The organism is Mammaliicoccus sp. A-M4 (assembly GCF_022386955.1).
Lineage (GTDB): Bacteria > Bacillota > Bacilli > Staphylococcales > Staphylococcaceae > Mammaliicoccus > Mammaliicoccus lentus.
Map to the genome: position 1 here is coordinate 40,961 of NZ_JAJNHH010000010.1, position 20,459 is coordinate 61,419.

Annotated in this window: 22 protein-coding genes; 21 read left to right on the forward strand and 1 reads right to left on the reverse strand. The window is 32.0% G+C overall.

Annotation, left to right across the window (positions count from 1 at the left end; genetic code table 11):
• Window positions 1-31 precede the first annotated feature (31 nt).
• From hrcA to recO, 18 genes are all read left to right on the forward strand, one after another.
• The gene (gene hrcA, locus LQ682_RS09470) at window positions 32-1,006 is read left to right on the forward strand and encodes a heat-inducible transcriptional repressor HrcA (RefSeq protein WP_016998557.1); all 975 of its coding nucleotides are present in this window, start codon (window positions 32-34) and stop codon (window positions 1,004-1,006) included.
• Between the two features lie 27 nt (window positions 1,007-1,033).
• Window positions 1,034-1,630, forward strand: coding sequence for a nucleotide exchange factor GrpE (gene grpE / locus LQ682_RS09475; protein ID WP_239724158.1), 597 nt, complete (start codon window positions 1,034-1,036; stop codon window positions 1,628-1,630).
• Between the two features lie 45 nt (window positions 1,631-1,675).
• Entirely contained in the window at window positions 1,676-3,511 is a 1,836-nt protein-coding gene (dnaK, locus tag LQ682_RS09480) for a molecular chaperone DnaK (RefSeq protein ID WP_147640723.1), read from the forward strand.
• Window positions 3,512-3,608: 97 nt separating this feature from the next.
• Complete coding sequence (gene dnaJ / locus LQ682_RS09485; protein WP_239724160.1) at window positions 3,609-4,742, forward strand: molecular chaperone DnaJ; 1,134 nt, start codon at window positions 3,609-3,611, stop codon at window positions 4,740-4,742.
• Between the two features lie 3 nt (window positions 4,743-4,745).
• Complete coding sequence (gene prmA, locus LQ682_RS09490) at window positions 4,746-5,672, forward strand: 50S ribosomal protein L11 methyltransferase (protein WP_103268841.1); 927 nt, start codon at window positions 4,746-4,748, stop codon at window positions 5,670-5,672.
• A 7-nt stretch (window positions 5,673-5,679) separates the two neighbouring features.
• A complete protein-coding gene (locus LQ682_RS09495) occupies window positions 5,680-6,429 on the forward strand; it encodes a 16S rRNA (uracil(1498)-N(3))-methyltransferase (protein WP_016998562.1) in 750 nt (249 codons plus the stop codon).
• A gap of 6 nt (window positions 6,430-6,435) precedes the next feature.
• Window positions 6,436-7,782 carry a tRNA (N(6)-L-threonylcarbamoyladenosine(37)-C(2))-methylthiotransferase MtaB gene (gene mtaB, locus LQ682_RS09500; RefSeq protein ID WP_016998563.1) on the forward strand — a complete coding sequence of 449 codons (1,347 nt, stop codon included), beginning with the start codon at window positions 6,436-6,438 and terminating at the stop codon, window positions 7,780-7,782.
• Window positions 7,783-7,908: 126 nt separating this feature from the next.
• Window positions 7,909-8,085, forward strand: a complete 177-nt coding sequence (gene rpsU / locus LQ682_RS09505; protein ID WP_016998564.1) for a 30S ribosomal protein S21 — start codon at window positions 7,909-7,911, stop codon at window positions 8,083-8,085.
• A 368-nt stretch (window positions 8,086-8,453) separates the two neighbouring features.
• On the forward strand, window positions 8,454-9,143 hold the full coding sequence (locus LQ682_RS09510) for an NfeD family protein (RefSeq protein ID WP_026023587.1): 690 nt from the start codon (window positions 8,454-8,456) through the stop codon (window positions 9,141-9,143).
• A gap of 17 nt (window positions 9,144-9,160) precedes the next feature.
• The gene (gene floA / locus LQ682_RS09515) at window positions 9,161-10,156 is read left to right on the forward strand and encodes a flotillin-like protein FloA (protein WP_016998566.1); all 996 of its coding nucleotides are present in this window, start codon (window positions 9,161-9,163) and stop codon (window positions 10,154-10,156) included.
• Between the two features lie 14 nt (window positions 10,157-10,170).
• The gene (locus tag LQ682_RS09520) at window positions 10,171-10,902 is read left to right on the forward strand and encodes a hypothetical protein (RefSeq protein ID WP_239724162.1); all 732 of its coding nucleotides are present in this window, start codon (window positions 10,171-10,173) and stop codon (window positions 10,900-10,902) included.
• Window positions 10,903-11,104: 202 nt separating this feature from the next.
• The gene (locus LQ682_RS14240) at window positions 11,105-11,545 is read left to right on the forward strand and encodes a PH domain-containing protein (RefSeq protein WP_338133593.1); all 441 of its coding nucleotides are present in this window, start codon (window positions 11,105-11,107) and stop codon (window positions 11,543-11,545) included.
• 56 nt (window positions 11,546-11,601) lie between these two features.
• Window positions 11,602-12,549, forward strand: coding sequence for a PhoH family protein (locus tag LQ682_RS09530; RefSeq protein ID WP_239724165.1), 948 nt, complete (start codon window positions 11,602-11,604; stop codon window positions 12,547-12,549).
• A 1-nt stretch (window position 12,550) separates the two neighbouring features.
• The gene (ybeY, locus tag LQ682_RS09535) at window positions 12,551-13,012 is read left to right on the forward strand and encodes an rRNA maturation RNase YbeY (protein ID WP_239724167.1); all 462 of its coding nucleotides are present in this window, start codon (window positions 12,551-12,553) and stop codon (window positions 13,010-13,012) included.
• Window positions 13,005-13,361 carry a diacylglycerol kinase family protein gene (locus LQ682_RS09540; protein WP_016998571.1) on the forward strand — a complete coding sequence of 119 codons (357 nt, stop codon included), beginning with the start codon at window positions 13,005-13,007 and terminating at the stop codon, window positions 13,359-13,361. Before ybeY ends, LQ682_RS09540 begins: the two co-directional genes overlap by 8 nt.
• A 13-nt stretch (window positions 13,362-13,374) precedes the next feature.
• Window positions 13,375-13,779, forward strand: coding sequence for a cytidine deaminase (cdd, locus tag LQ682_RS09545; RefSeq protein WP_064204523.1), 405 nt, complete (start codon window positions 13,375-13,377; stop codon window positions 13,777-13,779).
• Entirely contained in the window at window positions 13,780-14,679 is a 900-nt protein-coding gene (gene era, locus LQ682_RS09550) for a GTPase Era (protein ID WP_103268838.1), read from the forward strand.
• 22 nt (window positions 14,680-14,701) lie between these two features.
• Complete coding sequence (gene recO, locus LQ682_RS09555) at window positions 14,702-15,454, forward strand: DNA repair protein RecO (RefSeq protein ID WP_016998573.1); 753 nt, start codon at window positions 14,702-14,704, stop codon at window positions 15,452-15,454.
• Between the two features lie 62 nt (window positions 15,455-15,516).
• Here recO and LQ682_RS09560 read toward each other — a convergent pair whose 3' ends face one another.
• Window positions 15,517-16,905 (reverse strand): glycine--tRNA ligase, encoded by a 1,389-nt coding sequence (locus tag LQ682_RS09560; RefSeq protein WP_064204526.1) that lies wholly within the window; start codon window positions 16,903-16,905, stop codon window positions 15,517-15,519.
• A 297-nt stretch (window positions 16,906-17,202) separates the two neighbouring features.
• Between LQ682_RS09560 and ccpN the strand changes: the two genes are divergently transcribed.
• Genes ccpN through dnaG form a run of 3 tightly spaced genes read left to right on the forward strand, consistent with a single transcriptional unit; the run spans window position 17,203 to window position 20,452 of the window.
• Complete coding sequence (gene ccpN / locus LQ682_RS09565; RefSeq protein ID WP_016998575.1) at window positions 17,203-17,838, forward strand: transcriptional regulator CcpN; 636 nt, start codon at window positions 17,203-17,205, stop codon at window positions 17,836-17,838.
• A gap of 14 nt (window positions 17,839-17,852) precedes the next feature.
• Window positions 17,853-18,668, forward strand: coding sequence for a pyruvate, water dikinase regulatory protein (locus tag LQ682_RS09570; protein ID WP_016998576.1), 816 nt, complete (start codon window positions 17,853-17,855; stop codon window positions 18,666-18,668).
• Between the two features lie 11 nt (window positions 18,669-18,679).
• Window positions 18,680-20,452, forward strand: coding sequence for a DNA primase (dnaG, locus tag LQ682_RS09575; RefSeq protein ID WP_103268836.1), 1,773 nt, complete (start codon window positions 18,680-18,682; stop codon window positions 20,450-20,452).
• Window positions 20,453-20,459 lie beyond the last annotated feature (7 nt).

Below are 20,459 nucleotides of genomic sequence, written 5' to 3' on the forward strand. Positions count from 1 at the left end.
GGATAGATAGAGTGCTAATCGAGGTGATAACATGATTACTGAGAGACAATTACAAATACTAAATGTAATTGTTGAGGATTATGTTGAGTTAGGCCAGCCAATTGGTTCTAAGTCGATTATTGAAAGGCATCAATTGCCTATAAGCCCAGCAACAGTTAGAAATGAGATGAAACAATTAGAAGAATTAGAACTCCTCGAGAAGACACATACTTCATCAGGAAGAGTTCCTTCTGAAAAAGGAATTAGACATTATGTTGACCAATTACTAAAGGTTAAATCACGTAGTAAACAATCAATAGACTGGTTCAACCAATTTTATGATGATAATCAATATGATGTTAATGCAATGCTAAAATGGTTAGCTTTGGAAATATCCAATCGTTCTCATTATACGACTGTTGTATTAGGACCCAATAAATTTTCAAGACATATTTTTGAAATTCATTTCGTTAGAGTGAACCCTAATCATTTAATGAGTGTTATCGTTTTTGCAGATGGATATGTAGAGAAAGTTCATTTACAAATTTCTAAACTCATAACACATGAACAAATAGAAAAGTTTATGAATTACTTGAATCTACATTTTAAGCAAAATACTTTATCTACATTGATAAACACGTTAGAATCATTAACGTTGTCATTTATTGATCAACAATTTATAAATAATTTTAAGTACGCGCTAATTACACAAATTAATGATCAAAATGAAGAAATGTTTTTAGGTGGAAAAATGCACTTGATTGAGGCGTTAAACGTTTCGAATGTGTCCATGATACAGTCAATTTTAAAGTATCTGGAATCTGAACGAATTGCCCAATTTTTAAACGAAACAGCTAATGATTCCATTAGCGTAAACATTGGACAAGAAATTAATCAGGACTTAGAAGGTATTTCAATAGTAAGTACAAGTTATGAGATTTCGGGAGATATAAGCGGTCATTTAGCCGTTATAGGTCCAACTGCAATGCATTACAATAAAGTGATTCAACTTTTGAATCATTTTTAAATAAGGAAAGAAAATGGAGGGCATGAAATGACGGAAGAAAATCAAAATGAAAAATTCGACGAGTCGTCTGAACAATCTCAAAACGTTGCCACTGAAGAAACTAATGGTAACGAAAATGAAGAAGTTGAAAATGTAGAAGAGGTTGAAGAGACTGAAAAAACAGTCGAAATTCCGGAAACTGAACTCGAACAATTAAAAGAAAAATTAAACGAAGAAGAAGAAAAATACTTACGTTTGTATGCTGAGTTTGAAAATTACAAGCGTAGAATGAAACAAGAAGCTAGTGTGGCGAAAGATTACCAAGCGCAACGTGTTTTAACAGATGTGTTGCCAGCATTGGATAACATGGATCGCGCACTAAAACAAGAAGGCGAATCAGACGATTTCGTATCATTTAAAAAAGGTGTACAAATGGTTTATGATGACTTATTGAGATCATTAAAAGAAAATGGTCTAGAAGAAATTGAGTCAGAGAATAAAGAATTTGATCCAACTGTACATCAAGCAGTTATGCAAGATAGCAATCCTGATTTTGAATCAGGTGTTATTACTGAAGAACTACAAAGAGGTTACAAATTAAAAGAACGCGTTTTAAGACCAGCAATGGTTAAAGTAAATGAATAATTAATTGAATTTAAAACGCAAATAAATAATTGGAGGAATTTTCTTATGAGTAAAGTAATAGGTATAGACTTAGGTACAACAAATTCAGTAGTATCAGTATTAGAAGGTGGAGAACCTAAAGTTATTCAAAACCCTGAAGGTAACAGAACTACACCATCAGTAGTAGCATTTAAAGACGGTGAAACTCAAGTAGGTGAAGTTGCTAAGCGTCAAGCAGTAACAAACCCTAATACAATTCAATCAGTAAAACGTCATATGGGTACTGATTACAAAGAAAAAGTAGAAGATAAAGAGTATACTCCACAAGAAATTTCAGCAATGATTCTACAAAATCTTAAATCAACAGCAGAAAGTTATTTAGGCGAAAACGTAACTAAAGCAGTAATCACAGTTCCAGCTTACTTTAATGACTCTGAACGTCAAGCAACTAAAGACGCTGGTAGAATCGCTGGCTTAGAAGTAGAACGTATTATTAACGAGCCAACTGCAGCAGCTTTAGCATACGGTTTAGATAAAACAGAGCAAGATCAAAAAGTACTTGTATTTGACCTTGGTGGCGGTACATTTGACGTGTCTATTCTAGAATTAGGCGACGGTGTATTCGAAGTATTAGCAACTGCTGGTGACAATAAACTTGGTGGTGACGATTTTGACGACGTTATCATTCAATATTTAGCTGAAGAATTCAAAAAAGAAAATGGCATTGATTTATCACAAGATAAAATGGCTTTACAACGTCTAAAAGACGCTGCAGAAAAAGCTAAGAAAGATTTATCAGGTGTATCTTCAACACAAATTTCATTACCATTTATCTCAGGTGGCGCTAATGGCCCATTACACTTAGAAACTACTTTAACTAGAGCTAAATTCGAAGCTTTAACTAGTGAATTAGTAGAAAAAACTATGGGTCCAACTAGACAAGCTATGAAAGATGCTGGATTATCTAATTCAGATATCGATGAAGTAATTCTAGTAGGTGGTTCTACTCGTATACCAGCTGTACAAGATGCAATTAAAAAAGAAATCGGTAAGGATCCTAACAAAGGTGTTAACCCAGATGAAGTAGTAGCAATGGGTGCTGCTGTTCAAGGTGGCGTTATAACTGGTGATGTTAAAGACGTTGTATTATTAGACGTAACACCATTATCATTAGGTATTGAAACAATGGGTGGCGTTTCTACAGTATTAATCGAAAGAAACACAACTATCCCAACATCTAAATCTCAAGTATTCTCTACAGCAGCTGATAACCAACCAGCGGTAGACATTCACGTATTACAAGGTGAGCGTCAATTAGCAGCTGATAACAAAACACTTGGTAGATTCCAATTAACTGATATACCACCAGCTCCACGTGGTGTACCTCAAATCGAAGTATCATTCGATATCGACAAAAACGGTATTGTAAATGTTACAGCTAAAGATTTAGGTACTAATAAAGAACAAAAAATCACAATCGAATCTAGTTCTTCACTATCAGACGATGAAATCGACCGTATGGTTAAAGACGCAGAGAAAAATGCGGAAGAAGACAAAAAACGTCGTGAAGAAATCGATTTAAGAAATGAAGCAGACCAAATGGTATTCACTGTAGATAAAACATTATCTGACTTAGGTGATAATGTTGACGAAAGTGAAAAAACTAAAGCTGAAGATGCTAAAGAAGAATTGAAAAAAGCATTAGAAGGCGACGATATTGAAGATATCAGAACTAAAAAAGATGCTCTTGAAGAAATCGTTCAACAATTATCAGTGAAGATGTATGAACAAGCTGCTCAAGCACAACAAGGTGCAGAATCAGCTGAAGGACAAGGGAATTCAGATGATGATGTAGTAGATGCAGAGTATACTGAAGTTAACGACGAAGATAAAAAACAATAATATTACTCATTAAAAAGTCAAAGTCAATGTGATTGGCTTTGGCTTTTTTAATTCAAGTTTTTCTAGTAATATATCAATGTGTAAAGGAGAGTTTTTTTTGGCTAAAAGAGATTACTATGAAGTACTCGGTGTATCTAAAGATGCTTCACAAGATGAAATTAAAAAAGCTTATAGAAAATTATCAAAAAAGTATCACCCAGATATAAACCATGAAGAAGGTGCTGACGCCAAATTTAAAGAATTATCTGAAGCATACGAAATTCTTAGTGATGAAAATAAACGTGCTCAATATGATAGATTTGGACATAATACATCACAACAAGGATTTGGTGGAGGATCACAAGGATTTGGAGGTCAAGACTTCTCTGGCTTTGGTGGATTCGAAGATATATTTGGTTCATTCTTTGGTGGCGGTGCAAGAAGAGATCCTAATGCACCGAGACAAGGTGATGACTTACAATATAGCATGACGTTATCATTCGAAGAAGCAGTATTTGGTACTGAAAAAGATATTACAGTTCGTAAAGATGTAGAATGTGATACTTGTCATGGTAACGGTGCTAAACCAGGAACTAAGAAGAAAACATGTTCATATTGTAATGGACAAGGTCATGTAACAGTAGAACAAAATACAATTCTTGGTAGAATGCAAACGCAAAAAGTTTGTCCTGAATGTAATGGTACTGGACAAGAATTTGAAGAGAAATGTCCAGATTGTCAAGGTAAAGGTACTCAAAACAAAAAAGTTACAATCAAAGTTAAAGTACCAGCAGGTGTAGATAATGATCAACAAATTCGTCTAGCAGGCAAAGGTGGACCAGGTGTTAATGGTGGTCCAGCAGGTGATTTATATGTGGTATTTAGAGTTAGACCTCATGATAAATTCAAACGTGATGGAGACGATATATTCTACGACTTAAATCTATCATTCCCTCAAGCAGCATTAGGTGATGAAGTAACTGTTCCGACATTAAATGGCAGCGTGGCACTAACAGTACCTGCAGGAACACAAACTGGTAAGCAGTTCAGATTACGTGAAAAAGGTATTCAAAATGTTCATGGTTATGGTAAAGGTGATTATTTCGTAACTGTAAAAGTTGTAACACCGGATAAATTAACAGAACGTCAAGAAGAATTACTACGTGAATTCGCTGAAATTGGTGGAGAAACATTAACAGAACAACCTTCAAGTTTAAAAGATAGAGCTAAAAAGTTCTTTAAAGGAGAATAGCCCGTGAATTGGATTGAGTATTCTATAATGATAAATGAAGAATCAGAACCTGTCGTAACAGCACTATTAAATGAATTAGGTGCAAATGGTGTTGTTATTGAAGATTCATCTGAACTAGATAAAGAACACATCGATGTTTATGGTGAAATATATGAATTAAATCCTGATGATTACCCAGATCATGATATTAGAGTGAAATGTTATTTTAGTGAACTAGTATTTACTGAATCGCTAGAACAAGAAATAAAAAATACAATTTCAAATATTGATGGTATTAAACCGGAAGTATTGGCTTTTTCAAAGACGGTCATTCAAGAATCAGACTGGGAAAATGAATGGAAGAATTATTTTCATCCTTTTAAAGCTTCAGAACGCTTTGCGATTGTTCCTAGTTGGGAAGAATATGAAAACGCTGATGACAGTTTATGTATAGAACTTGATCCAGGGATGGCTTTTGGTACAGGAGATCATCCAACTACAAGTATGTGTTTAAGACACATAGAAGAAGTTGTAGAGCCAAATCATAAAGTGATTGATGTTGGTACCGGCTCAGGTATTTTAAGCATTGGGTGCTATTTATTAGGCGTTAAATCTATCAAAGCTATTGATTTAGATGACTTAGCTGTTAAAGTTGCTAAAGAAAACTTTGAAAAAAATCATTGCGAAAATAGTATAAAAGTTGAGACTGGGAATTTATTAACAGAAGAAACTGAGCAATACGATGTTATTATTGCAAATATTTTAGCGCATGTTATAGATTTAATGATAGAAGATAGTTACGATAGACTTAACGATGGTGGTTTCTTTATAACATCTGGCATCATTGATGAGAAATGCGATGAAATCACTAATAGATTAACCGAAGTTGGTTTTAAAATTGAGAAAGTTTTAAAAGAAAACGGCTGGGTTTCAATAAGAGCTAGAAAGTAGGAGAACAATGCAAAGATACTTCTTACTTGAAAACGCTGAGTTAAATCAGCGTTTTTTTCTACATAATAACGAAGACATACACCATATAAAAAATGTAATGAGAATGACAGTTGATGATGAGATTATCATCACTTTTAATGATCAAAAATCGATGATTTGCAAAATTATAGATTTTCATGAACAAAATATAGAAGTACTGACATTAGAAGATACGACGAGACAGACAGAATTACCTGTCGAGATTTCAATCGCTAGCGGATTAATAAAAGGCGATAAATATGAGTGGATGATTCAAAAAGCAACAGAAATGGGCGCACACCATTTTATTGCTGTTCAATCTGAACGTTCTGTAGTTAAATTAGATCATAAAAAGCAGTCTAAAAAGATTGATAGATGGCAAAAAATCATTAAAGAAGCAAGTGAGCAAAGCATGCGTTTGACTATCCCAGATATCAGGTATATGTCGAATTTTAATTCTGTTTGTGATATTATAAATGAATATGATTATGTATTAATAGCTTATGAAGAAGAAGCTAAACGTGGGGGAACAAGTAATTTACATCAAATTGGTTCTAACTTAAAAAAGGGACAAAAAGTTTTAATCATCTTTGGGCCAGAAGGTGGGCTTTCTGAAAAAGAAGTTGCTTTATTTGAAGATGGATATAACATAAGTCTAGGACCGAGAATATTAAGGGCTGAAACCGCTCCATTGTATGCTTTAGCTGCTTTAAGCTATCAATTAGAATTAATGAGGTGAATATAGTTGGCTACAGTAGCATTCCATACTTTAGGTTGTAAAGTTAACCATTATGAAACTGAAGCAATTTGGCAATTATTTAAGGAAAATGATTACGAAAGAGTAGAGTTTGAAACAAACGCTGATGTATTTATTATAAATACTTGTACAGTGACTAACACAGGAGACAAGAAGAGTAGACAAGTTATAAGAAGAGCTATTCGTAAAAACCCTGATGCAGTAGTATGTGTAACAGGTTGTTATGCGCAAACATCTCCAGCAGAAATCATGGCGATACCAGGAGTAGATATCGTTGTAGGTACTCAAGATCGTCATAAGTTAATTTCTTATATTGAAGACTATAAGACAAGCAGACAGCCAATAAATGGTGTTGGAAACATCATGAAGAATAGAAAATATGAAGAACTAGAAGTACCTTATTTCACTGACCGAACTCGTGCTTCATTAAAAATTCAAGAAGGCTGTAATAATTTCTGTACTTTTTGTATTATTCCATGGGCTAGAGGATTAATGCGTTCAAGAGATCCTAAACAAGTAGTTAGCCAAGCGACAACACTTGTAAATTCAGGATATAAAGAAATCGTATTAACTGGTATTCACACAGGTGGATATGGTGAAGATTTAAAAGATTATAACTTAGCGCAATTATTACGTGATTTAGAAGAAGTAGAAAACTTAGAAAGAATTAGAATTTCTTCTATAGAAGCGAGTCAATTAACAGATGAAGTTATCGATGTTATCGATAAATCTACAAAAGTCGTAAGGCATTTGCATATTCCATTACAATCCGGTTCTGATTCTGTATTGAAACGTATGAGAAGAAAATATACTATGGCTCATTTTTCAGAAAGACTACAAAAACTTCATAAAGCATTACCTGGTTTAGCAGTAACAAGTGATGTTATAGTTGGTTTCCCAGGTGAAACTGAAGAAGAATTCCAAGAAACTTATGATTTCATAGTTAAGCATCAATTCTCTGAACTGCATGTTTTCCCATATTCAATGAGAACAGGTACACCTGCAGCAAGAATGACAGATCAAGTAGATGAAGACATTAAAAATGATCGTGTTCATAGACTTATAGAACTATCAAATCAACTTGCAAAAGATTATGCATCAAAATTCGACCAAACTGTATTAGAAGTCATTCCTGAAGAAAAAGGCTCTAAAGATGGTAAATTAGTTGGTTATGCAGATAATTACATGAAGATAGAATTTGATGGAGATGAATCTCTAATTGGAGAATTAGTAAAAGTTAAAGTAATAGAACCAGGTTATCCAATTAATAAAGGAAAACTTGTAAAAGTAATCAATCATGCAACAAATAAAGACGAAAGATTAGTTGCATATTAAGATTCATTGCAAATGATTATTGACTTAAAAAATGACTTATTTTATAATGTTTAAGTACATAGTAATATATTTACTATGTAACTGACATATAAAGCTTTGTTGATATTTGGAGGGAGGGAAATACAGATGTCTAAAACAGTAGTTCGTAAAAACGAATCAATCGAAGATGCATTACGTCGCTTTAAACGTACAGTTTCAAAAAGCGGTACGATTCAAGAAGTGCGTAAACGTGAGTTCTATGAGAAACCTAGCGTTAAACGTAAGAAGAAATCAGAAGCAGCTCGCAAACGTAAATTTAAATAATTAATTTTCTATTGAACTCCCTCAAAGAATATTAATTAATTATAATGAAATCTACTTGCGTAAATTAAATGTTAAAGCAGTCCGAGACCTATAGGTTTCGGACTGCTTTTTTATATAGGCAATAGCTGACTTAAGTAAAATATAAATATATCAAGCTTTTTCAATCCTATTCATGGGTATACGATATTTTTAGAAAAATGAGTTTTCTATTCCTTTTTTCTAAATAAAATATAGTAAAAATTGAAAATAAAAAACTTTTCTATAAAATATTTAGAATAAAAGATATATACGTTTTAGTTCACTGGTGATTTATTGTATAATGAAATAGAGGGGTGGTAATATTGACATCAGCGTATGAATACATACTTATGTTTATTCAAAACAACATAAATTTAGGTATTGTTTCAAGTCAAAGTGTTTCTTCATTTGGTGACTTTATATCTTCGCCAATTATTACATTGATTTTGACTTGTATTATTTTTCTAGGCGCACTTTATCAACTATATTCAGAACGTATAAACTTTGCCGGCATTGCAAGTTTTATATGTACACTTATATTTTTTATAGGTTTTGTAATAGTTGATGAAATTAGTTTAATGTCCGTTTTATTGTTTTCAATTGGTGTTATTTTAGTCATTATTGAATTATTTGTTGTAGGCGCTGTACTTGGTATCCTTGGTTTTATTGCAATTATCGGCAGTTTTATATTAGTTGGTGATAATTTATTAATCATGGGCGCTATTATTGCAGTTGCTTTAATTTTAACAACTATAGAGTGGGTGATATTAGTGAAAGGTTTTAATCGAAAAATACCATTCTTTGAAAAAGTCATTCTTAGAGATTCTACAAACAAAGAGTCAGGTTATACATCACATGATGATAGAAGTCATTTAATTGGTAAAGTGTGTACAACTTTTACAGCGCTGAGACCCTCAGGTATTATCCTTGTTGATGATGATAGAATAGATGCTGTTTCTGATGGTAATTTTATTCAAAAAGACCAACAAGTTAAAATTGTACAGGTTGAAGGTACAAGAGTAGTCGTAAGAGAAATTTAAATTAAGGAGAGTTGCATATGTTATCAGGTTTAATCGCCATAATCATTATTGCGGTAATTGTTATTGTATTACTTATGATTCTATTCTCGTTTGTACCAGTTGGATTATGGATTTCAGCTGTAGCTGCAGGCGTTAAAGTAGGAATAGGAACATTAGTCGGAATGCGTTTAAGACGTGTTTCACCAAGACGAGTTATTAATCCGTTAATTAAAGCACATAAAGCAGGTTTAGCATTAACTACAAATCAATTAGAATCTCACTATTTAGCTGGAGGTAACGTTGATAGAGTAGTAGATGCGATTATTGCAGCACAAAGAGCTGAGATTAACTTAGCATTTGAACGTGGTGCAGCTATCGATCTAGCTGGTCGTGACGTTCTAGAAGCTGTACAAATGTCAGTTAACCCTAAAGTAATTGAAACACCATTTATTTCTGGTGTTGCTATGAATGGTATTGAAGTTAAAGCGAAAGCTAGAATTACTGTTAGAGCAAATATTGATCGCTTAGTTGGTGGTGCTGGTGAAGATACAATCATCGCACGTGTTGGTGAAGGTATTGTATCAACAATTGGTTCAAGTAAACACCATACGAAAGTACTTGAAAATCCAGACAGTATTTCACAAACAGTGTTAAGTAAAGGTTTAGATTCAGGTACAGCATTTGAAATCTTATCTATAGATATCGCAGACGTGGATATCGGTAAAAACATCGGTGCAGATCTTCAAACTGAGCAAGCACTTGCAGATAAAAATATTGCACAAGCTAAAGCTGAAGAACGTCGTGCAATGGCTGTAGCTACAGAACAAGAAATGAAAGCACGTGTACAAGAAATGCGTTCTAAAGTTGTTGAATCTGAAGCTGAAGTACCTCTTGCAATGGCTGAAGCACTTAAATCAGGCAATATCGGCGTTAAAGATTATTATAATTTAAAAAATATAGAAGCTGATACTGGTATGAGAGAAGCTATAAATAAGAGTACTAATCCACAAGACGCAAATTCACCGAACGAATAAGAGAGGTGATTTAAATGGAGATAGGCATTATAATCTTTGTTATTTGGATTATTATTAGTGTGATTAGTGGCATAGTTGAAAATGGCGCTAAAAATAAAAAGAAAAAGCAAAATACTCAATGGCCTGCACATCCAAATCCGAGTAAAAAGCCAGTCCAAAGACAAGCTAGTAATCAAGTGGATAATGCTCAACTAGAATTACAAGAATTAGTTAAAAAGTTCTATTCCTATAAAGAAAAGGCTGAAACTAGTTCGACTGATCGAATGTCTAACCACTATAAACAATTAGCTAAACAACTATCCAATCATCTAGAGAAACAAGGGATAGATGTTGAGCAAGTAAATACAAAGCAAAATAATAGTGAAACTCAGCCACAAACTCAAAGCCAAGCTCAGTCAACAGATGCTCATGAAAATGAATTGATTAATAAAAGAAAAGAAGAAATTCATAAAAATAAACCAAAGCGTCAAAAAGAAGCAATCAAAAATTTATTAGAATTTAGTAAAGAAGAAAAACAATCTTTATCTAAAGTTCAACAGGAAAGCTTTGAAAAACTTGAAGAAGAAGCTAATGAGATTATTCATAATACTCAACTTTCTGAAAGAACTAGAAGAACGATGGTTAAACAACTCTACTTAAATAGTAAACATAAATTTAATGATGAAGCTGTAAATATTGACGAGAACAATGTTGTTAATGGTATTATTTGGTCAGAAATTCTTAAAAGACCAGAGGGCATCAAATAAGTTGAATAGCTAGAGATTAACATTTATTAGAGTAGCATAACTCAGGGGAAATTCTTACAACTAGAATTTTCTCTGAGTTTTTATTTTGATAATACCTTTAGTTTTTATTCACAAATTGTAGATTTAGAATTACAATAAACTTAGTAAGAACAAAGGTGTGATAAAAATGATATTTAAAAAGAAACTAAGTGTTTCATCTATAATGATATCAATTTTGCTATTTTTAATATCTTTAATTCCGTTACTTATAAGTAATAAATTACTAATTTTTATTACTTTTGTTCTAGTGTTTTTAATTATAATTAATATACTTCTAGAGAGATATAGTGTAAAAGAACACTTCTTGACTATACGTAGAGGTCTTTTCAAAAAAACATATAATATATTTAATATTGAACAGTTAAATATGGCGAAATCTATCGAAGGAAATAGTATGATAGAAATAGTATACAAAGGAGAAATTATAGAAAAAGTTTCTCCAATAGAAGAAAGAGAATTTATTATTACATTAATTCGAATCAATCCGGATATTAAGTTAAATAATAGTAATAGGTTACGTGAATTTCAAAAAATAAATAAAATGATTAAATCACAGGAAAACTTAAATAATATTCAAAATAAAGTGCATAAGATTGCACGTTAGACAAAGGTTTGGTACATTTAAAGTGGTAACAATTCAACTAATAAAGGAGTTATTTAATGCCTACACTAATTCAAATCGAGAGTATGGATCAAGCTCAAGCATTACTAGGTAATGGAGATGAGCATATAAAATATATTGAAGAAGAACTCGAGGTGGATATTTTAACACGAGGACAAGAAATAAGTGTTCGTGGTAAACGTTTAGAAAATGTTGGAAAAGCTGAACGTGTATTAATGAATTTACTTAAAGTAATTGAAAGTGGTTCGAATATAACGATAAATGATGTACAAGCAGCAGTGAAAATGGCTGAAAAAGGTACAATTGATAAATTAGTCAATTTATACGACGAAGAAGTTGCGAAAGATAGTAATGGTAAAGTAATTAGAGCCAAAACAATGGGCCAAAGAATATATATTAATAACATTAAGAATAATGATTTAGTGTTTGGTATAGGACCAGCAGGTACCGGAAAAACATTCTTAGCTGTCGTAATGGCTGCAAGAGCGTTACGCTTAGGTAAAGTTAAAAGAATCGTATTAACAAGACCAGCTGTTGAAGCTGGAGAATCTTTAGGATTCTTACCTGGCGATTTAAAAGAAAAAGTCGACCCTTATTTAAGACCACTTTATGATGGTTTGCACACTATATTAGGGACTGAGCAAACAGCGCGCTTAATAGAAAGAGGTACAATTGAAATTGCTCCTTTAGCCTATATGAGAGGGCGTACGCTTGATGACGCATTCGTTATATTAGACGAAGCCCAAAATACAACTTTACCGCAAATGAAAATGTTTTTAACAAGATTAGGTTTTGGCTCAAAAATGGTAGTCACGGGTGATAGAACACAAATTGACTTACCTAAAGGCGTTAAAAGTGGTTTAATTGAAGCGGACCAAAAGCTAAGTGGTATTAAAGGTATTGAAATTACTTACTTAGAACAAACTGATGTTGTCAGACACCCATTAGTTGGTAAAATAATTAACGCTTATGAAGAGGAGAAATAACATGTTAACAATGGATTTTATTGATGATCACAACGTCATTAATCAAGATACGAAAGAACAAATAGAATCACTATTAAAATTTGCTGCTAAAAAGGAAAAAATTGAAGAAGAAGCAGAATTATCTATTTCATTTGTCGATGAAAGCGAAATACAAGCAATCAATAGAGACTATAGAGATAAAGATAAAGTAACAGATGTTATTTCATTTTCTCTAGAAGAAGATGAACCAGAGATTGAAGGGTTAGATATGCCTAGAATATTAGGTGATATCATAATTTGTTTAGAAGTTGCTAAAGAGCAAGCAGAATCATATAATCATAGCTTAAGTAGAGAATTAGGATTTTTAGCATTACATGGCTTTTTACACTTACTAGGTTATGATCATATGGCAGAATCAGAAGAAAAAGAAATGTTTTCACGACAAGATGAAATTTTAACTGAGTTTGGACTTACACGTGAATAAATTTTTTAATAGGTTTAAATTTCCTGTAGTAGGACTTTTTACGATTCTAAAGAAAGATAATAATTTTTTATTTCATTTATTAATGGCACTGATTGTTATTGTTTTGAGTTTTGTTTTTAAGTTAAATATGTATGAATGGTTATTTGTTTTAATTGCCATTTTTATAGTCTTAATAACAGAAGTGCTCAATACATCAATAGAATACATTGTAGACATGTACACTGATGATTTTCATATACTAGCAAAGCACGCTAAAGATACAGCTGCTTTAGCAGTATTATTAGCATCTATTATGGCTATCATTATCGGGATAATAATATTTTTACCTAAATTGTTAAATATTTTTTAAGGGGATGGAAAATATGGAATTTTTAAAAGAATGGTATGAAGGTGCTAGAGAAGCGCAAAAAAGAGCGTATACACCTTACTCTAAATTTAATGTAGGTGCTTATTTAATAACGAAAGACGGAAAAACATACTATGGCGCAAATATTGAGAACGCAGCCTATCCATCAACTATTTGTGCAGAACGATCAGCTTTAGTGGCGGCAATGTCAGATGGTTATAGACCCGGTGATTTCAAATGTATTACAATTACAGTTGATGCTGATGAACCTTCTTCACCATGTGGAACATGTAGACAAGTACTTAAAGAACTATGTGACGATGATATGCCAGTATTTTTAACAAATCAAACAGAAGAAAGAATTGAAACGACTGTTAATGAATTATTACCACTCGGTTTCTCAGGAAAGGATTTAGGATAAATGAGCGAATTCAAATCAGGTTTTATATCTATTATAGGTAGACCTAATGTCGGCAAATCAACATTTATGAATAAAGTTATAGGTCATAAAGTTGCGATTATGTCAGATAAAGCACAAACTACTAGAAATAAAGTACAAGGTGTATTAACAACGGATGATGCACAAATGATATTTATTGATACTCCAGGTATTCATAAACCTAAACATGCTTTAGGAGATTACATGATGAAAATAGCGAAAAACACTTTAAAAGAAGTGGATTTAATCATGTTTATGGTAAATGTTGATGAAAACATAGGTAAAGGTGATGAATATATCATTGAGTTACTTAAACAAACTAAAACACCAGTGTTTTTAGTTTTAAATAAAATTGATTTAATACACCCTGACCAATTATTAGTTGAAATTGAAAAATATCAAAAAACTATGGAATTTGCAGAAATTGTTCCAATATCAGCTTTAGAAGGCTTAAATATTGAAACGTTATTAGCTCAATTCAAAAAATATCTTGAAGAAGGTCCAATGTATTATCCAAAAGACCAAATTTCTGATCACCCTGAACAATTTGTTGTAGCAGAATTAATCAGAGAAAAAGCTTTGCATTTGACGAATCAAGAAATACCACATGCAGTAGGTGTAAATGTTGATAAAATGACAAAAGCTGAAAATGAAAAAGTTCATGTAGAAGCAACAATTTATGTAGAACGTGATTCACAAAAAGGTATTATCATCGGTAAAGGTGGAAAAATGCTTAAAGAAATAGGTAAACGGGCACGTAGAGACATTGAAATGTTGTTAGGTTCTAAAGTTTATTTAGATTTATGGGTTAAAGTACAAAAAGATTGGCGTAATAAACCTAACTTTATTAAGCAAATGGGTTATCGCGAAGACGAGTATTAATGAGAATGGAGGCGATGATAAAGTGCTTTATAAACAAGAAGGTTTTGTCATTCGCTCTGTAGATTACGGTGAAAATAATAAAATCATTACAATTTTAAATGAACATGGTCATAAAGTTCCGCTTATGGCTAGAGGTGCAAAAAAAACAAGTCATCATTTACAAGGTGCTACTCAACCCTTTGTACATGGCTTGTTTATTTTTTCTAAATTTAAAGGAATGGGCACTTTAACTTCTGCTGACATTATTAATAGTCATAGAATGATGCAAAGTGATATATTTAAAAGCGCTTATGGTGCTTATTGCATAGAAGTAATAGATAAAGCACTTGAAGCTGAAGAGCATGATGCATTTTTCTATGAATTATTGCTAGGTGTTTTTCAAGCGGTAGAGAAGGGTGTCGACGCTGACACAATGAGTATGATTGTCGCTTTAAAATGTATGCCTAAATATGGTTATGAACCAAGGTTTAATGCATGTGTTGTAACAGGTGATATGGATCAACAACAACTTAATGCTTACAGCTTTATATATAATGGTCCCTTAAGTAATCAGGCATTAATTCATGATGAGCATGCATTTAGAATTTCAAATAGAGCATTGTATCTTATGAATTTAATGTATCAATTACCAATACAGAATTTAAATAGTTTTAAAATCAATGATGATATAAAAAAAGAAATACAAAACCTTATCGATAATATGTACGATGAATATATAGGCGTTATTTTTAAAACCAAAAAGTTAATAAAGCAACTTGAAAATTTAAAAATATAAAAACACCCCTTAAATGAGCGTTTAAATTTCATTTAAGGGGTGTATGTTTTCTAAATTAAAAATTAGAATTTAATTTTTTCCGCTAAGAAGTTTTCAACTTCATCAATTGGCATACGAATTTGTTCCATTGTATCACGGTCACGTACTGTTACTTGATTATCTTCTAATGAGTCGAAGTCGAAAGTAATACAGTAAGGTGTACCAATTTCGTCTTGTCGACGGTAACGTTTACCAATAGATTGTGATTCGTCAAAGTCGATTGCGAAGTTTGCACTTAATTTTTCATAAACTTTAATAGCGTCAGGTGATAGCTTTTTACTTAATGGTAAAATTGCTGCTTTATATGGTGCTAGAGCAGGGTGGAAATGCATTACTGTACGTTGCTCTTTTTCACCTTCGTTTTCTTCTTCATAAGCATCACATAAAAATGCTAATGTTACACGGTCTGCACCAAGTGATGGTTCAATACAATAAGGGATGTATTTTTCATTTGTTTCTTGATCGTGATAATTGAAGTCTTCACCACTGAATTCACTATGTTGTTTTAAATCATAGTCTGTTCTTGAAGCGATACCCCATAGTTCTCCCCAACCAAACGGGAATTTATATTCAATATCAGTTGTAGCATTTGAATAGTGACTTAATTCATCTTCATCATGATCACGCATTTTAGTATTTTCTTTTTTAATACCTAAATCTGTTAACCAATTTGCTGCGAAATCTTTCCAGTAATTTTGCCATTCAATTTCAGTACCAGGTTTACAGAAGAATTCTAGTTCCATTTGTTCAAATTCTCTTGTTCTGAAAATAAAGTTACCTGGTGTTATTTCATTTCTAAATGATTTACCAACTTGTCCGATACCGAATGGTAATTTTTTACGCATTGAACGCTGAACATTTTTGTAGTTAACAAAAATACCTTGTGCAGTTTCAGGACGTAAGAAAATTTCGTTTGTAGATGATTCTGTTACACCTTGGAAAGTTTTAAACATTAAATTGAATTGTCTAATGTCAGTCCAGTTAGCTGTTCCACTTTCTGGACAAGTGATACCTTTGTCTTCAATTAACTGTTTCATTTCATCAAAGCTCATGCCATCAGCAATAAAGTTCTCATCGCCTTCAACATTTTGCATGTAATCTTCAATTAATTTATCTGCTCTATAACGAATTTTTGAGTCTTTGTTATCAATCATTGGGTCGTTAAAGTTTGATAAATGTCCTGATGCTTCCCAAGCTTTTGGATTCATTAAAATTGCAGCATCTAAACCAACATTATACGGAGACTGCTGAATAAATTTTTGCCACCAAGCTTTTTTGATATTATTCTTTAATTCTACACCTAGAGGACCATAATCCCATGTGTTAGCTAAACCACCATAAATTTCACTTCCTGGGAATACAAAACCTCTGTGTTTCGCTAACGTAACTATCTTATCCATATCTTTTGCCATAAAAAATTCACTCCTCATTTAATTAAAAAAGCCCCAAGACATCAAGTATCAATGCCTTGGGACGAGTATATTACCCGCGGTTCCACCCAAATTAGTGTAGCCACTCACTTTATATATATATATTTGTAAGCCAAAACTTTATTGTTAAGCTTTCACCGTCCTTAACTCGCTTTTAATTTCAAAGTTAATTAAAATATAGCACGCAATTTGGTACTAATCAAGTAAAAACAAGTATTCAAATTGAGTATATTTTATCAGTCATGTTATAATCAATATAACTGAGTTGTGTTTGAAGGGGTGAGAGAAATCGAATTAAATCAAAGACAAGAGCAAATCGTTCAAATTGTGAAAAATAATGGCCCGATAACAGGAGAAAAAATTGCTCAACGATTAAGCTTAACGCGAGCAACTTTACGACCGGATCTCGCTATTTTAACAATGGCTGGATATTTAGATGCCAGACCGAGGGTGGGGTATTTTTATACAGGAAAATCTAGTACACAATTATTAAGTGATTCTATCAAAAAAATAACAATTAAAGAATCTATGGCTATACCAGTTGTTATAGAAGAAAGTGTTTCAGTATATGAAGCAATTTGTAAAATGTTTTTAGAAGATGTAGGAACATTGTTTGTTATCGATAAAGAAGGTTATTTAATAGGTGTATGTTCAAGAAAAGACCTTTTAAGAGCAGCAATTGGTGGTCAAAGTTTAAAAGAGACACCAGTAAGTATAAATATGAGCCGCATGCCAAATATTACAGTTTGTTTAGAAGAAGATTTATTAATCTATGCTGCTAAATTATTAATTGATAAGCAAATTGATGCATTACCAGTAGTGAAAAAAGTAAAAGATAATAAATTGAAGGTTAAAGGTAGAATAACAAAAACTACTATAACTAGAGCTTTTGTTTCACTTATCGAAGACGAGTAGGAGGAATATTTCAAATGGAAGAAATTAGAATAATCATTGCATCTGATTCAGTAGGAGAAACAGCTGAACTTGTAACTAAAGCATGTACTTCACAATTTAAAACAGAAGGTAATGCATTGGATATTGTTAGATTGCCTTACATCGAAAATGAAAATAATATTAATGAAGTAGTATCACTCGCTTTAGAACAAAAATCAATCGTTGTATATACATTGGTGAAACCTGATATGAGAAATTACTTAAAGGAACAACTAGAAGAACATAACATAGAAAACGTAGATATTATGGGGCCATTAATGACAATACTGAGCAATGAGTTAAATGAAAAGTCTCTTAATGAACCAGGCAATATTCATAAATTAGATGAAGATTATTTTAAGAAGATAGAAGCTATTGAATTTGCTGTTAAATATGATGACGGAAGAGATCCACGAGGATTACCTAAAGCAGATATTGTACTAATAGGCGTATCTAGAACTTCTAAAACCCCTTTATCGCAATACTTAGCTCACAAAAGATATAAAGTGATGAACGTTCCATTAGTTCCGGAAGTAGCACCTCCAGAAGGATTATTTGATATTGATCCAAAAAAATGTATAGCGCTTAAAATTAATCAAAAAAATTTAAATGCCATTAGAAGAGCGAGATTAATACAATTAGGTTTAAGTGATGATGCAAATTATGCGAAAGATGACCGTATTGAAGAAGAGTTACACTATTTTGAAGAAGTAGTTGATAAAATTGGCTGTCCTGTACTTGATGTGTCAGATAAAGCAATAGAAGAAACAGCTAATGATATTATAAAAATCATTACTCAACAAAACCGCTAAAGGGTGAAATAATGAGAATTGAACAAGAAACAATAAACGAAATTCGGGAAAAAAATGACATATTAGATGTTGTAAGTGAATATGTAAAGTTAGAAAAAAAAGGTCGTAATTATATTGGACTTTGCCCTTTCCATGATGAAAAAACACCGTCCTTTTCTGTTTCTGAAGATAAACAAATATGTCATTGTTTTGGTTGTAAAAAAGGTGGTAACGTCTTTCAATTTATTCAAGAAATTAAGGATATTCCATTTGTTGAAGCAGTAAAAGAACTTGGAAGTAGAGTAGATATTCATGTTGAAAGTAATGAACCGAGTTCTTCTGAGGCAATAGTAGACGATCATATAAAAATGATTGAAATGCACGAACTAATGGCAAATAACTTTCATTATATTTTGAAACATACTGAAGAAGGAGAAGAAGCTTTAGCATATTTAAAATCTAGAGGATTTACAGATGAATTAATTAATGATAGAAAAATTGGTTATTCACCTAACCATTCTAAATTTACTCATGATTTTCTTGAAAAAAATGGATATGATGCAGTATTAGCGTTTGAGGCAGGGTTATTAAGTAGAAATGATGAAACTTTTGATTATTTCGACAGATTTAGAGATAGAATAATATTCCCGTTATTAAACTTTCAAGGTAAAACAGTTGGTTTCTCAGGGCGTACATATACAGATCAGACACCTAAATACTTAAACAGCCCAGAAACTCCTATATTTCAAAAGAGAAAAATGCTTTATAATATCGATCGAGCAAGAAAGTTTATTAGACAAAACGATGAAGTGATATTATTAGAAGGCTTTATGGATGTTATTAAAGCAGATCAAGCGGATATAAAGCAAGTTGTAGCAACAATGGGAACAGCTTTATCAAAAGAACATATTATTATGGTCAAAAAACTGGCATCTAATGTAACTTTGCTGTATGATGGAGATTTCGCAGGGAATGAAGCAGCTTTAAATGTAGGTAAAATATTATTAAATGAAGGCATAAATGTTTATGTAGTTCATTTACCTAAAAAAATGGACCCTGATGATTATATTACAGAGTACGGAAACGAAGCGTTTAAATCGTTTGTAGATAGTCAAAAACAATCATTTGTTGGATTTAAAGCACAACAATTATATTATGCTAATGAAAACAACGATTTAAAACACGAGCAACACTTAGAAGAATTAATTAATGATATAAATCTTATTCGCTCAGACTTTTTAAGAAAAAAAGTATTGCAACAAGTTGCTGATTTGTATAAAGTAGATGTTAACAGTCTAAAAAATCAACTCTCGCCTAATATAGTTCAAAATACTATCGATTACGACCAATATGTTCCGGATTTCAAGGAAAAAAAACTAGATAAAGTCGGTAGAGCTGAACAAGCATTAATAAAACATTTTATGAATCAAAAACAGTTATTTTTAGAATATCATTCTAGGATTAATCAAGAAGATTTTACTTCATTGAATAATAGAGTGATTTTTTCACGTTTAAATGGGTATTATAAGAATAACGATGTCTTTAATATTAGTGATTTTTCGAGTTACATTGAAGATCATAATATTATGGAAACCGTTATGTACCTCGATTCATTGCTTATTAATGACGATCCAGAAAGTGAAGAAATTGAAGACTATATTAATATAATCAGTCCTGAAGAAATTAAAGAAAATACAATCGAATATTTAAATGAACAATTAAATAAAGCAATGCAATCAGGTGATATGGCGTTGCAAAGACAGTATTTGGAACAAATTGTACAATATAATCGGAATAGAATGTAAGAGTTAA

Bases quoted from the DNA above. Each gene is read 5' to 3' on its own strand.
- hrcA (WP_016998557.1), top strand. From the start codon at position 32: ATGATTACTGAGAGACAATTACAAATACTAAATGTAATTGTTGAGGAT.
- grpE (WP_239724158.1), top strand. From the start codon at position 1,034: ATGACGGAAGAAAATCAAAATGAAAAATTCGACGAGTCGTCTGAACAA.
- dnaK (WP_147640723.1), top strand. From the start codon at position 1,676: ATGAGTAAAGTAATAGGTATAGACTTAGGTACAACAAATTCAGTAGTA.
- LQ682_RS09495 (WP_016998562.1), top strand. From the start codon at position 5,680: ATGCAAAGATACTTCTTACTTGAAAACGCTGAGTTAAATCAGCGTTTT.
- rpsU (WP_016998564.1), top strand. From the start codon at position 7,909: ATGTCTAAAACAGTAGTTCGTAAAAACGAATCAATCGAAGATGCATTA.
- LQ682_RS09510 (WP_026023587.1), top strand. From the start codon at position 8,454: ATGTTTATTCAAAACAACATAAATTTAGGTATTGTTTCAAGTCAAAGT.
- floA (WP_016998566.1), top strand. From the start codon at position 9,161: ATGTTATCAGGTTTAATCGCCATAATCATTATTGCGGTAATTGTTATT.
- LQ682_RS09520 (WP_239724162.1), top strand. From the start codon at position 10,171: ATGGAGATAGGCATTATAATCTTTGTTATTTGGATTATTATTAGTGTG.
- LQ682_RS14240 (WP_338133593.1), top strand. From the start codon at position 11,105: ATGATATCAATTTTGCTATTTTTAATATCTTTAATTCCGTTACTTATA.
- LQ682_RS09530 (WP_239724165.1), top strand. From the start codon at position 11,602: ATGCCTACACTAATTCAAATCGAGAGTATGGATCAAGCTCAAGCATTA.
- ybeY (WP_239724167.1), top strand. From the start codon at position 12,551: ATGTTAACAATGGATTTTATTGATGATCACAACGTCATTAATCAAGAT.
- cdd (WP_064204523.1), top strand. From the start codon at position 13,375: ATGGAATTTTTAAAAGAATGGTATGAAGGTGCTAGAGAAGCGCAAAAA.
- era (WP_103268838.1), top strand. From the start codon at position 13,780: ATGAGCGAATTCAAATCAGGTTTTATATCTATTATAGGTAGACCTAAT.
- LQ682_RS09560 (WP_064204526.1), bottom strand. From the start codon at position 16,905: ATGGCAAAAGATATGGATAAGATAGTTACGTTAGCGAAACACAGAGGT.
- LQ682_RS09570 (WP_016998576.1), top strand. From the start codon at position 17,853: ATGGAAGAAATTAGAATAATCATTGCATCTGATTCAGTAGGAGAAACA.
- dnaG (WP_103268836.1), top strand. From the start codon at position 18,680: ATGAGAATTGAACAAGAAACAATAAACGAAATTCGGGAAAAAAATGAC.